Genomic DNA, 12,114 nt, shown 5'->3' on the forward strand with positions numbered 1-12,114 from the left:
CTTCTATAGGTATCGGTAGTGGCACGGATTGTTGATATCACTGGCTCGGGGTGTCGAAATAGCGGAGTCCACGATTGACAAGCACCGGCATCGGTACCCAAAATGGCCGTACAAAGTGTGCGTCCCTGCGACTGGGACCCGCGACGATCCTAAGGACTTCCGTGAGCTATCTGAACGACGAAGAGACATTCCTGGTCAAGACCGTCCGTGACTTCATCGACCGCGAGGTCAAGCCGTCGGTGCAGGAAGTCGAGCACGCGAACGAGTATCCCGAGAAGTGGATCGAGCAGATGAAGCAGATCGGCATCTACGGGCTCGCGGTGCCCGAGGAGTACGGCGGGTCGCCGGTGTCGATGCCGTGCTATGTGCAGGTCACCGAGGAACTCGCCCGCGGCTGGATGTCGCTTTCGGGTGCGATGGGCGGGCACACCGTGGTCGCGAAGCTGCTGGTGTTGTTCGGCACCGAGGAGCAGAAGGCCAAGTACCTGCCCAGGCTCGCGACCGGGGAGATCCGCGCGACGATGGCGTTGACGGAGCCGGGTGGTGGTTCGGATCTGCAGGCGATGACCACCACCGCCAAGCGTGACGGCGATGATCTGGTGATCAGTGGGGCGAAGACGTGGATCACCAATGCGCGCCGGTCGGGGTTGATCGCGTTGCTGTGCAAGACCGATCCCACCGCGACTCCGCGGCACAAGGGGATTTCGGTGGTGCTCGTCGAGCACGGTCCGGGGCTGACGGTCTCGCGGGATCTGCCCAAGCTCGGGTACAAGGGTGTCGAGTCGTGTGAGTTGAGTTTCGATGGCTATCGGATCTCGGCGGAGGCGATTCTCGGTGGGGAGCCGGGTAAGGGTTTCGGGCACATGATGAAGGGTCTCGAGACGGGCCGGTTGCAGGTCGCTTCGCGGGCGTTGGGTGTGGCGACGGCGGCGCTGGAGGATTCGTTGGCGTACGCGCAGCAGCGGGAAAGTTTCGGGAAGCCGATCTGGAAGCATCAGTCGATCGGTAACTATCTTGCGGATATGGCGACCAAGTTGATGGCGGCGCGGCAGCTGACGCGGCATGCGGCGGAGAAGTACGACAGTGGTGAGCGGTGCGATATGGAGGCGGGTATGGCGAAGCTGTACTGCTCGGAGGTGGCGATGGAGATCGCGTTGAATGCGGTGCGGATCCATGGTGGGTACGGGTATTCGACGGAGTATGACGTGGAGCGGTATTTCCGTGATGCGCCGTTGATGATCGTGGGTGAGGGTACCAACGAGATCCAGCGTAATGTCATCGCGAGTCAGCTCGTGGCGCGCGGTGGACTCTGATCTTCACCATCGGACCCCGAGCCCACTAGGATCTTCTCCGTCATGGACAGCAGAACACGTGAGATGGAACCGGCGTACGCGCAGCTCGCGCGTCAGTTGCGCGACGCTGTCGAGGCCGGGCGGTACAACGATGGTGTGCGTCTGCCGACGGAGGCGGAGCTGGCGGAGCAGCATGGGGTGAGTCGTCAGACGGTGCGTCGGGCGTTCCAGGATCTGGTGGCCGACGGGATCGTGTATCGGGTGCCTGGTCGGGGTACGTTCGCGAACGAGTCGGGCCGGCGTTACCGTCGTCAGCTCGGTTCGATCGAGGATCTGTTGGCGTTGTCGGCGGATACGGTGATGGAGATCGTGTCGCCGTTGCGGCGTGGTGTCGATATCGATGCGGCGAGTCGGCTGCGTTTGGACACCGATCTGCTGTATTCGGTGGTGCTGCGGCGGGTGCACGACGGTATTCCTTTTGTGCATACGACGATTCATCTTCCGGATGAGGTTGCGGTGGATGTGCTGGATGAGCCTGCGCTGCAGCTCGGTGCGTCGAGTCGTAACACGGTGATCGGGTTGCTCGAGCCGTATCTGGACAGTCCGATCGTCGAGGCTGCGCAGTCGATCACTGTTGCGCCTGCATCCGAGCAGGTCGCGGAGGTTCTGAACTGCGCGGTCGGGCATCCGTTGTTGCGGGTGGATCGGTTGTATTCGAATGAGGCGGGGGTGCCTACCGAGTTGTCGGTGAGTTACTTTCTGCCTGAGCACTACACCTATCGCGTCACCCTCCGGCGTTCCGGACACTGACGCCAAATACCAACCACAGGAGTCGAATATGCGGGTCTTCAACGGAATCGACGAAGTCGAAAAGGCAGTCGGCGAGACAATCGGGCAGAGCGACTGGCTCGAGATCACCCAGGAACGGGTGAACCTGTTCGCCGAGGCAACCGGCGACCACCAGTGGATCCACGTCGATCCCGAGCGCGCTGCCAGCGGTCCGTTCGGTAAGACGATCGCCCACGGTTACCTCACCTTGTCGCTGCTTCCGGTGCTCGGATCGCAGATCTTCTCCCTCGAGGGCGTGAAGCTGAAGGTCAACTACGGCGCGAACAAGGTGCGTTTCCCCACGCCGGTCCCGGTGGGATCGAAGGTCCGTGCCTCGGCCGAGTTCAAGTCGTTCGAGCGCACCGCGAAGGGTGCCAACCTCGTGGTGGGCTACACCATCGAGATCGAGGGCGGCAGCAAGCCGGCGCTCGTCGCCGAGACGATCGTCGTGCTCGTTCCCTGACTGTCAGGGACTTTCGAGACTGGGATTCTCGATACGGAGGATGCGGTCGTCGTCATCTGCGGGTTCTCCGCGGCCGTCGCGATTCGACGTGGTCAACCACAGTGAGCCGTCGGGTGCGGTGACGACGGTCCGCAGCCTCCCGTATTCACCCGTGAAGAACTCGGTTGTGCTGAAATCGGCGATGCCTGAATCCGCGATTCCGATGCGCCACAGGCGTTCTCCCCGCAGTGAGGCCATCCACAGGTTGCCGTCGTCGTGGGCGATCCCGGACGGTGACGCCTGAGCGACCGGCCATGTCACGACGGGGTCGATGTATTCGTCTCCACCCCCGTCGTCGTTACCACTGCTGCCTTCGACCTCGGGCCAGCCGTAATTGCCGCCGGCTACGATCTCGTTCAGTTCGTCCACATCGTTCTGTCCGAATTCGGACGCCCACAACCGGCCCTCGTCGTCGAACGCAAGGCCCTGCACATTGCGGTGCCCGAGCGAATACACCGGGGAGTTCGGGTCGGGGTTGCCCGGTGCCGGCTCGCCGTCCATCGTCACCCGCAGGATCTTTCCGCCGAGCGACGCCGGATCCTGAGCGAGAGATCGATTGCCCGCCTCACCGGTCGCGGCGTACAGCATGCCATCGGGCCCGAACTGCAGCCGCCCGCCGTCGTGGACTCGTGCGGCGGGGATGCCCCCGAGGATCACCTGCTGGTCGGTAAGAGTGAGTCCATCGTATGTGGCGCGCAGGATCTGATTGTCGGATGGCGTGGTGACATACAGGAATACGAAACGGTCGGTGTCGAAGGTGGGGGACACCGCAATACCGAGGAGGCCGGATTCGCCCTGCGCGACGGTGTCGGCGATCGTGGCGACCTCTCGAATCTGCCGGTCTGCGCCGATCCCGAGGACTCGGCCCGAGTCGCGTTCGGTGACGAGTGCTGACCCGTCGGGCAGGAATGCGAGACCCCACGGTGTGTCGAGACCGGACGCGACCGTGTCGGTGACACGCGGTGCAGGGTCTGTAGTCGCGGGAGCCTGGTGGATGGGTGTCGCGGGGGTGGGTGTCGCGGGCACTTCCTCCGAAGATGAACACGCGACGAGTGGAACGGTCAGGGCAGTGACGGCGGCGCGGTACAGCCAGGCGGGGTGCAACCATACAGATGTCACGTGGTACATCCTCGCGCAGCGACCCTCCACCGGTCCACTACCGCGTCGGAGTGGCGCCCGTCTGTCACTGTCAACTCATCCGCGAGATTGACCGTATTGCACACGTGATTGGGAATCACTCGCACCCGTTGTCCGAGCTCGGGCCGAGTGGAAGCGTTCGGCCACTCCACCGTGGCGTGATGCTCCGACAGGGCAGTGATCCGTGCGTCGGGTTCGCCGAGAATACGACCGTATCCGGTGGCCCACGATGCGCGGTCGGCGCCGAGCGTCTTGCTTCCGGAGTCGAGCACGACCACTTCTCCGCGTGCCGACACCACCGTCGCCAGCGCGGTGAGTGCAATGTCCGCCTCGGTGATGGTGCCGAGCTCGAGTTGCTGAGCATCACCGAACACGTACACACCTGGGCGTAATTCAGTTGCAACGGTGGGTGTCTCGATCAACGCGGTGGGCGACGAACCGCCGCTGATCACCACCGGATCGATTCCGACGTCGCGCATCGACGCAACCGCGACGCCGAGCGCGTCTGTCTCCTCGGCTGCGGCGACGTGAGGCAGGCCGGGACCGTACGAGTGTCCGGGAAAAGTGAACACGCCGAGCACATTCAGACCCGAATCGTGAGCTTCACCCGCGACCGCGCCTGCCTGCTCGGGTGCGACGCCGGTCCGGTGGTGGCCGCTGTCGATTTCGACCAGCACACCGATCGAGGTGTCGCAGTGTTCGGCGAGTGCCCGAGCGCCGGCCGCGGAGTCGATTCCGATGGTCAGCTGCACGGTCTCGGACAAGGCCAGCAACCGTGCGCCGCGCGCAGCATCGACCCAGAGCGGATAAGCGATGAAGATGTCGTCGAACCCGGCCTGCGCGAACACTTCGGCTTCGGACACCGTCGCGACGGTCAGCCCCCGCGCGCCGGCGGCGAGTTGAAGATGGGCGACCTCGATGCACTTATGGGTCTTGGCGTGCGGTCGCAGCTCGAGACCGCGCTCGCGCGCCGATACGGCCATGCGGGTGATGTTGCTGTCGAGAACGGCGCGGTCGACGACGAGTGCGGGAGTGGTATCGACGGTGGGAAAAGCGATCATTCCCAGACCGTAGACGGCATGGGAGTCACGCGCGATCGAACCAGGTGAGCTGCATGCCACTGTCGAATTCTCGACGCTCGGTCACGCGGAACTGTGTCGGCCTGAAGTTCCCGGACAGCGCCGAGATGCCGCCTCCTGCGATCACCGGGTAGCTCTTGAACATCAGTTGGTCGATCTCGTCGACGAGTTGACCTGCGAGATTTCCGCCTCCGCAAAGCCAGATGTCGAGGCCGTCTTGATTCTTGAGTGTGCGGACCAGGTCGACCGGATCGGTGTCGACGACCTCCACCTGCGGGTTGTCGACCGGTTCGAGTGTGTGCGAGAAGACGTACTGCTTCATGTGGGCGTACGGACTGGTCATGCCGCCGGCCTGGTAAGTGCTGCGACCCATCAGCACGGTGTCCCACGCCTGGTTGGGGGTGTCGGCCGGCATATCGATCTGGGTGCGCAACTCGGTCGGGATCGATTCCGGGTACCGCTCACGGATCCACGACATGTCGTCGCTCATCGGATAGAAATCGAATTCCCCATCGGGGCCTGCGATGTAGCCGTCGAGAGAGACCGCCGCGTAGTAGACAAGCTTTCGCATAATTGCCAGACCCTTCGTAGTACTATGCATGAAGTGGTTTGAACTTAGTACTACGGATGGAGTGGTGTCAAGTGGTTCGGACGAATCCTGAGCGGCGACAGGCCCTACTGGATGCATCGATCGAGGTCCTGGCAAGAGAAGGTGCGAGAGGATTGACATTTCGGGCGGTGGACAAGGAGGCTGCGGTACCCGCGGGTACCGCGTCGAACTACTTCTCGAATCGAGACGACTTGCTTGTCCAGGTGGGGCACCGCTACTACGAGCGTCTCGTCCCCAGTGACGAGAGAATGGAGCAGTCGCACCAGGCGCAGACTCGCGAGTCCATGACCGCATTGATGACCGAGGTGGTCGAGCGGGTCTCCGGCTTCCGCACGGGCTATCTCGCGATCCTCGAACTCCGGCTCGAGGCAACCCGGAGACCCGAGTTGCAGGCTCTACTCACCGACCGGGTGCGCGCCGATCTGGATTTCAATATCAGCAACTATCGAGAATCGGGATTGCCCGGCGGTGAGGATGCGGTGGTCTTGCTGTACCTCACATTGAACTGGCTCATCCTCGACCGACTCACGCTCCCTGGAATCTTCGGCGAGAAGCGCGCCGCAGATCTGGTGCGGACGGCTGTCGACCGCGCGATCCCGGCTGATTTCTGATGTGAAACAGCATTATTCGCAGTGCTATTCGCGCGACAGCCGCGGCTTCCGTTTTCGCCACGGTCGGCGCTCAGTTCTCGAGATGCGCACCGGCCGAGTCGTGAGCATCGCCATCACGATCATCTCGTGGGGATGATGCCGGTGATTGCGACGCGGCGCGCGGGACGGGTCCAGTAAGTGTGGTGCCGTCCACAACGGTCTGCCGCGGTGTGGGTCGACGCAGGTGCGCCATCCGGTTTCGGTACCGGTGATGCGGGCGTGGTCGGCGTCGCACACCAGGGCGAGGTTGTCGATGTCGGTGGCGCCGCCGTGCTGCCATTCGGTGAGGTGGTGCACGGCGCAGTGTGAGGCGGGCATGTCGCAGCCGGGGCGGGTACAGCCGCGTTGCCATGCGGTGAGCAACAGGCGCTGCTCTACGCTGGCAAGACGTTTACCGCGGCCGAGGTGCAGGGGTGCACCGGCGTGATCGAACAGAGCGAGCACGGGATGGACGTTCTCGGCGATGGCGAGGGCGTCGGGAACGGGGATGACACCGCCGGTGGCAGTGGTGGCCAGACCGAGGCCGGTTTCGAGTTGATCGATGCTCATGGTGACGATGACGGTGACAGGTAGCCCTCGGTGGTGCCCGAGTGCGCCGGTAGCGAGGGCGTGGGTGCAGATCGCGTCGAGTGCGTCGTGGAGGCGCTGGTCGGCGGTACGCACGTCGCGGCGGGCGGCTTGCTCGAGGGCGGCGGGGTCGAGGTCGGGGCGCTCGATGCTGCCGTGGGGAGAGTCGGGATCGTCGGGGTTGTTCATACCTGGACGGGCCCATTTTGCAGCGATGGCATCGAGTTTCGCGCGTGTGGTGGGATGCAGGTCGCCGCGCAGGGCGGACATGAGTCCGGCGTCCTGGGGCGGCAAGCGTAGGGAGCGTCGGGCTGCGCGGTCGCGCTCGTCGGGGAGGACCCCGTCGGGGTCGAGACGGGCGAGGAGGTCGATGCCGGCGGTGGTGATGTCGTCCGGGGTGGAGGTGCGGGCGAGGGTGCCGAGGATCTGGTCGATTTGTTCGAGAGCGGTATTGCGGTATCGGCCGGGAATTCTGTCGATGACCTTGCGGATGGCGTCGGCGTGGTCGGTGCCTGCGGCGCCGTCGGTGATCGCCTGTGCGGTGACGGGCAGGACCGCATCGAGAGCCGTGCCGGTGGGAGTGGTGCTGGGTGCGAGGAGGCGGGCGTTCTTGATGCGGCGGTGGGCGTCGGCGCGGGAGAGTCGGAGGAGTTCGACGAGGTATTTCTGCGGTGTGGAGAGTTTCACGGTGTTGTGGATGCCGCGGTCCTGGATTTCGCCGATGAGTCGATTGCCGAGGCCGTCGAGCTTTCGGCGTGCCGTTTCTGCCGTCTGAAGAAGGCGTGCGATGTCCGCGTCGGGGAGGGTTGTGAGGTTTAGCGCGATGAGGGCGTCGAGTGCCGCGATGGTATCGCTGAACTGCCCGAATCCATCCCCATTCGAACTCATGTTCCCACCCTACATAAATCGAATAAACATTCGAGTAACGATTTCATAACGGAGTGAACTTCGAGAGTGGTCATCCTCTATCTGGGTCTACGCTCTCGGCATGACTGGTGGTGTGGATCACACTCATGAAGGCGACAAGGATGTATACGACATAGATGTATACGACGTCGTCGTGCGCGGCGGACTCTGGTTCGACGGAACGGGCGCTCCCGGCGTCGTGCGAAATCTCGGAATCCGCGACGGTGTCGTCGCAATTGCAACTGCCGACGAGTTGGCCGTCGGCCCCGACACCGACGTCATCGACGCGCACGGCAAGTGGTTGATGCCGGGGTTCGTCGACACCCACACGCACTACGACGCGGAAGTGCTTGTGGGGCCGGGATTGCCGGAGTCCGTGCGACACGGGGTCACCACCGTGCTCATGGGCAACTGCTCGCTGTCGACCGTCTACGTCAACGCGCTCGACGGGGCGGATCTGTTCAGTCGAGTCGAGGCGCTGCCCCGCGACCATGTACTGCGCGCACTGGAATCCACGAGAACGTGGACTTCGCCGTGCGAGTATGTCGAGGCCCTCGATCACATGCCGCTGGGCCCCAACGTGACTGCGTTCATCGGTCATTCGGACGTCCGGGCGTCGGTGATGGGGCTCGGGCGATCCACCGAGCCGGCAGGCAGGCCGACCCGCTCCGAGCTTGCGGCGATCGACGACAAGGTGAACGAGGCGCTCGACGCCGGGTTCCTCGGCGTCTCCACGATGACGAACCCGTGGGACAAGATGGACGGCGACCGCTACCGTTCCCGCACGCTCCCCTCGACTCATGCATCGTGGTCGGAATTCCGTCGGCTGCATCGCATTCTGCGTCGCCGTGGACGCGTACTCCAAGCAGTCCCGAACCTCAACACCAAGTACGACGTCGCCTTCTTCGCCCTCGCGAGTACCGGCCTCGGACGGCGGCCGATGAAGGCGTCGGTGCTGGCCGCCGCCGATACCAAGGCCGAGCGGTGGGTCAACCGGATCTTCGGCCCGATCGCCTACGCCGCCAATCGGATCGGCAAGGGCATGTTCCGTTGGCAACACCTGCCGACCACATTCGAAGTCCATTCCGACGGCATCGATCTCGTGGTGTTCGAAGAGTTCGGATCGGGTCGTGCTGCGCTACATCTGAACGAAGAACTCGGCCGCAACGATCTGTTGAAGGACGAGGCCTACCGGCGGTGGTTCCGCCAGGACTTCGAGAAGAAGTTCTCCCCGCGCGTGTGGCACCGCGATTTCGACGACACCCGGATCACCGAATGTCCCGACGAGTCGCTCGTAGGCCGTTCCATCGGCGACGTCGCGCGCAGCAGGAAACTCCACCCCGTCGACACCTTCCTCGACCTGGTCGTCGAACACGGACGGAAGTTCCGGTGGCACACCGTGATCGCCAACGACCGAGAGAGGGTCGCGAACCGATTGATCCGGACCCCGGGTGTCACCGTCGGGTTCTCGGATGCAGGTGCGCACCTGCGCAACATGGCCTTCTACAACTTCGGAATCTGCCTACTGCGCCGCATCCACGAGAACGAGAAGCGGGGAACCCCGGTGATGCCACTCGGGGAAGTGATTCACAAGCTCACAGGCGAACTCGGTGATTTCTACGGGATCGACGCGGGGCGCCTGAGAGTGGGCGACCGCGCCGACTTCGTGGTGATCGACCCGGACGGGCTCAACGGCGATGTGGACGCGTATCACGAAGCGACGATGGACGAATTCGGTGGTCTGAGCCGGATGGTCAACCGCAACGACGATGCTGTGACCGCGACCGCCGTGGCAGGAAAGGTGGTGTTCCGGGAGGGCAGCTTCGTGCCCGGCTACGGGACCACCGTCGGGACCGGGCGGTTCCTGCGCGCGGGTGTCGAGGAGCGGGGCCCGGCGCCGGCGCGAGCAACTCCGGTGGCCCGCCCGTCGTGATGATCCCGGCTCCCGCTCGCCGCACCCAGCAGCAGCGACGCGAGGAAACCATCGGACGGATTCTCGACGCAACCATCACCTCGCTCGCCGAACTGGGCTATTCCTCCACCACGATCGGTGAGATCTGTTCGCGGTCCGGGGTGTCGTCGGGCGGAGTCTTCCGCCATTTCCCCACACGACTGGATGTGATCGTCGCGGCTGCCGACGAGGTCAGAAGCCGGCAGTTCGTGAACTTCCGGGCCGGGCTCGAGCTGCTCGGAGACACTGGCGCCGACCCGGTAGGCATCGAGACCGTACGTGCGTGCCTGATCTTGCTCCGTAAGGCGACGAGGGCACCCATCAACGCGGCGTGGTACGAACTGCTCGGGGCCGCTCGTACCGACGTGCGGTTGCGTGAACACCTTGCACCCATGGCTGCGCGCTACCACGCCGCGATCGCCGAGTTCGCTCGCTCACTGCCCATCGCGGAGCGATTCGAACCCGGCGAGTTCGACATGATTCTGTTTTCCCTCGTCCACCTCTTCGATGGTGAAGCACTCGTCGCGACTGTGCATGCACAACCCGAACAGGAGGACCCGCGGGTCGAATTTCTGGCCCAATTTTTGGTGGGCGTCACACTTCGCATAAGTTCGAGTAATGAGCGATGAGAACGGTTCTGCTCCGCAGTGGTTCGTCGACGCGCTTGCTGCGCCCGTCGAGACCGGCAAGTACACGGTGTCGGGGGCGACGATCTCTTACCGTGCGTGGGGTGAAGCCGGCACGCCCGGCGTAGTCCTCGTCCACGGTGGTATGGCGCATTCGCGCTGGTGGGACCACATCGGGCCGCAGCTGGCGGTCGGTCGCCGCGTGGTCGCGCTCGACATGAGCGGGCACGGCGACAGCGACCACCGTGAGCAGTACAGCCTCGAATATTGGGCGGATGAGGTCCTGGGCGCGGCCGAGCACGGCGGTATTTCCGGCCCGCCCGTCCTGGTCGGTCACAGCATGGGCGGAATCGTCTCGTTCGTGACGTCTGCACTGCACGGCGATCGGCTGGCAGGTGTCGTCATTCTCGACTCTCCGATCCGTGACATGACGCCGGAGGAACTCGAGATGCGTGCCAAGACGGTCGCGAACAGCGGTCCGCCGAAGGTGTACCCGTCCGTCGATGCTGCAGTCGCGCGATTCCGGCTCGTTCCGCCCCAAGAGCAGGCGGAACCGTACGTGTTCGACCATATCGCCCGTACGTCGCTCAAAGAGGTCGACGGTGGCTGGTCGTGGAAGTTCGACAACCTGCGGATGGGCCGAGAGGCTCGCCGCAGCCTCGAGGTGCTGCGTCAGGGCTGCCCGCTCACATATTTCCGGTGCGAACACGGCATCATCCGGGAACCGTTGCTGACGCAGATTCGCGAGCAACTCGGACCCGCCGCGACGATGGTGGAATTGCCTGCCGCCGGGCACCACCCGATGTTCGATCAGCCACTGGCCCTGGTCACGGCGGCCCGGACCGTGCTCGCCGGGTGGGGTCGCTGACTCTGTGAACCCGCTTCGCCTGGTGGCCGTCCACCTGGGTGCCCAGCCATGGTTGCCGCGCTACGCCCGCGTCATCGTCGGGGTGGACCGCGCGATCCAGAAACTGACGCGCGGCCGATTCACACTCCTGACGGCGACGGGACTACCGGAATTGATGCTGACGGTCGCCGGTCGGAAGACCGGTGTGCCACGCACGACCCCGCTGCTGTGCATGCCGCACGGCGGCGGCTGGCTGGTCGCGGGATCCAACTGGGGCAATCCCGCACCGCCCGCATGGGTGCTCAACCTGTGTGCTGCAGACGAGGCGTCGGTGCGGTTCAGTGGGATAGATACCGCGGTTTCGGTGCGGACCGCGGAAGGCAGCGAACGGGATGCGCTGTGGGCAGTGCTGGTGGCGACGTGGCCGAACTACGATCTGTACGCCGAACGGATCGAACGCCAGATACCCGTGTTCGTCCTGATGCCGAAGTAAGTGGATATGCGGGGGACTTCATGACGGATACAGGTGTGGCCGAACGCGGGACCACGATTGATGTAGTCGCCCGAGCGCTGACCGAAGTCGGTGCGCCTTGGGTCATCAACATCGTGTCGTCGATGGTCCTGGGGATCTCTGTGGGCAGCCCTGGATGGGGCATCTTCGTGGCAGTGTGCTCGGGCGTCGTGCCGATGGCCTTCATCCTCGGCGGGATGCGCAGAGCGAAGATCGGTGACCACCACGTCACAGAGATCGACGAGCGTCACGTGTTGATCGTTGCGATTCTGGCAGTGGTTGTGGGTGCGCTCGTTGTTCTGATCATGGCCGATGCGCCGATCGAGTTGGTCGGATTCACGTCGGCGGGTCTCGTGACTCTGGTAGCCGCGGGGGCCATCACGAGCATCGGGCGTTGGAAGGTCAGTGTCCATACCGGTGTGTCGGCGGGCGTTACCGTTGTGCTGGCTCTTGCGCTGTCGCCGTGGTGGCTACTGGCTCTGATGTCCACGCCCCTGATCGGCTGGTCCCGGGTTCATCTCGGTGATCACACACGTGGCCAGGTCATTGTCGGCGCGGTCGCGGGAGCTGTGGTCGCCGGAGCGGCCTACGCTTCGATCGCCTAGCGC

General features: G+C 64.1%; 13 protein-coding genes. 9 read left to right on the forward strand and 4 right to left on the reverse strand.

Annotated elements, in window-relative coordinates:
- Positions 1-161 precede the first annotated feature (161 nt).
- Genes ACZ46K_RS08755 through ACZ46K_RS08765 form a run of 3 tightly spaced genes read left to right on the forward strand, consistent with a single transcriptional unit; the run spans position 162 to position 2,583 of the window.
- Positions 162-1,313, forward strand: coding sequence for an acyl-CoA dehydrogenase family protein (locus ACZ46K_RS08755; RefSeq protein ID WP_464747688.1), 1,152 nt, complete (start codon positions 162-164; stop codon positions 1,311-1,313).
- A gap of 42 nt (positions 1,314-1,355) precedes the next feature.
- Positions 1,356-2,102: a GntR family transcriptional regulator gene (locus tag ACZ46K_RS08760; protein WP_054809517.1), complete on the forward strand. Its 747-nt coding sequence runs from the start codon at positions 1,356-1,358 to the stop codon at positions 2,100-2,102.
- Positions 2,103-2,130: 28 nt separating this feature from the next.
- Complete coding sequence (locus tag ACZ46K_RS08765) at positions 2,131-2,583, forward strand: MaoC family dehydratase (protein ID WP_054807116.1); 453 nt, start codon at positions 2,131-2,133, stop codon at positions 2,581-2,583.
- Between the two features lie 3 nt (positions 2,584-2,586).
- Here the strand turns inward: ACZ46K_RS08765 and ACZ46K_RS08770 are convergent, their stop codons facing one another.
- From ACZ46K_RS08770 to ACZ46K_RS08780, 3 genes are read right to left on the reverse strand one after another with little or no spacing between them, the layout of a single operon-like run.
- The gene (locus ACZ46K_RS08770; protein ID WP_464747691.1) at positions 2,587-3,750 is read right to left on the reverse strand and encodes a PQQ-dependent sugar dehydrogenase; all 1,164 of its coding nucleotides are present in this window, start codon (positions 3,748-3,750) and stop codon (positions 2,587-2,589) included.
- Positions 3,738-4,820: an alanine racemase gene (locus ACZ46K_RS08775; protein ID WP_054807115.1), complete on the reverse strand. Its 1,083-nt coding sequence runs from the start codon at positions 4,818-4,820 to the stop codon at positions 3,738-3,740. Before ACZ46K_RS08775 ends, ACZ46K_RS08770 begins: the two co-directional genes overlap by 13 nt.
- 25 nt (positions 4,821-4,845) lie before the next feature.
- Positions 4,846-5,409, reverse strand: coding sequence for a dihydrofolate reductase family protein (locus tag ACZ46K_RS08780; protein WP_054807114.1), 564 nt, complete (start codon positions 5,407-5,409; stop codon positions 4,846-4,848).
- A gap of 71 nt (positions 5,410-5,480) precedes the next feature.
- Here ACZ46K_RS08780 and ACZ46K_RS08785 point away from each other — a divergent pair, with 71 nt between their 5' ends.
- Entirely contained in the window at positions 5,481-6,059 is a 579-nt protein-coding gene (locus ACZ46K_RS08785; protein WP_464747694.1) for a TetR/AcrR family transcriptional regulator, read from the forward strand.
- 24 nt (positions 6,060-6,083) lie between these two features.
- Here ACZ46K_RS08785 and ACZ46K_RS08790 read toward each other — a convergent pair whose 3' ends face one another.
- Positions 6,084-7,553: an HNH endonuclease signature motif containing protein gene (locus ACZ46K_RS08790; RefSeq protein ID WP_464747696.1), complete on the reverse strand. Its 1,470-nt coding sequence runs from the start codon at positions 7,551-7,553 to the stop codon at positions 6,084-6,086.
- Between the two features lie 100 nt (positions 7,554-7,653).
- Between ACZ46K_RS08790 and ACZ46K_RS08795 the strand changes: the two genes are divergently transcribed.
- Genes ACZ46K_RS08795 through ACZ46K_RS08815 form a run of 5 tightly spaced genes read left to right on the forward strand, consistent with a single transcriptional unit; the run spans position 7,654 to position 12,111 of the window.
- The gene (locus ACZ46K_RS08795; protein ID WP_464747698.1) at positions 7,654-9,504 is read left to right on the forward strand and encodes an N-acyl-D-amino-acid deacylase family protein; all 1,851 of its coding nucleotides are present in this window, start codon (positions 7,654-7,656) and stop codon (positions 9,502-9,504) included.
- Positions 9,504-10,151 (forward strand): TetR/AcrR family transcriptional regulator, encoded by a 648-nt coding sequence (locus ACZ46K_RS08800; protein ID WP_464749271.1) that lies wholly within the window; start codon positions 9,504-9,506, stop codon positions 10,149-10,151. The genes ACZ46K_RS08795 and ACZ46K_RS08800 overlap by 1 nt, the downstream gene beginning before the upstream one ends.
- A complete protein-coding gene (locus ACZ46K_RS08805) occupies positions 10,141-11,016 on the forward strand; it encodes an alpha/beta fold hydrolase (RefSeq protein WP_464747700.1) in 876 nt (291 codons plus the stop codon). Before ACZ46K_RS08800 ends, ACZ46K_RS08805 begins: the two co-directional genes overlap by 11 nt.
- Before the next feature lie 4 nt (positions 11,017-11,020).
- A complete protein-coding gene (locus ACZ46K_RS08810; RefSeq protein WP_054805385.1) occupies positions 11,021-11,488 on the forward strand; it encodes a nitroreductase family deazaflavin-dependent oxidoreductase in 468 nt (155 codons plus the stop codon).
- Between the two features lie 20 nt (positions 11,489-11,508).
- Positions 11,509-12,111: a phosphatase PAP2 family protein gene (locus ACZ46K_RS08815; RefSeq protein ID WP_054805386.1), complete on the forward strand. Its 603-nt coding sequence runs from the start codon at positions 11,509-11,511 to the stop codon at positions 12,109-12,111.
- Positions 12,112-12,114: the final 3 nt, after the last annotated feature.

This window comes from Rhodococcus sp. JCM 9793, from assembly GCF_055380405.1.

Coding starts and splice junctions, on each gene's coding strand:
- ACZ46K_RS08760 (WP_054809517.1), top strand. CDS start 1,356: ATGGACAGCAGAACACGTGAGATGGAACCGGCGTACGCGCAGCTCGCG.
- ACZ46K_RS08765 (WP_054807116.1), top strand. CDS start 2,131: ATGCGGGTCTTCAACGGAATCGACGAAGTCGAAAAGGCAGTCGGCGAG.
- ACZ46K_RS08770 (WP_464747691.1), bottom strand. CDS start 3,750: ATGTACCACGTGACATCTGTATGGTTGCACCCCGCCTGGCTGTACCGC.
- ACZ46K_RS08775 (WP_054807115.1), bottom strand. CDS start 4,820: ATGATCGCTTTTCCCACCGTCGATACCACTCCCGCACTCGTCGTCGAC.
- ACZ46K_RS08780 (WP_054807114.1), bottom strand. CDS start 5,409: ATGCGAAAGCTTGTCTACTACGCGGCGGTCTCTCTCGACGGCTACATC.
- ACZ46K_RS08790 (WP_464747696.1), bottom strand. CDS start 7,553: ATGAGTTCGAATGGGGATGGATTCGGGCAGTTCAGCGATACCATCGCG.
- ACZ46K_RS08795 (WP_464747698.1), top strand. CDS start 7,654: ATGACTGGTGGTGTGGATCACACTCATGAAGGCGACAAGGATGTATAC.
- ACZ46K_RS08800 (WP_464749271.1), top strand. CDS start 9,504: ATGATCCCGGCTCCCGCTCGCCGCACCCAGCAGCAGCGACGCGAGGAA.
- ACZ46K_RS08805 (WP_464747700.1), top strand. CDS start 10,141: ATGAGCGATGAGAACGGTTCTGCTCCGCAGTGGTTCGTCGACGCGCTT.
- ACZ46K_RS08815 (WP_054805386.1), top strand. CDS start 11,509: ATGACGGATACAGGTGTGGCCGAACGCGGGACCACGATTGATGTAGTC.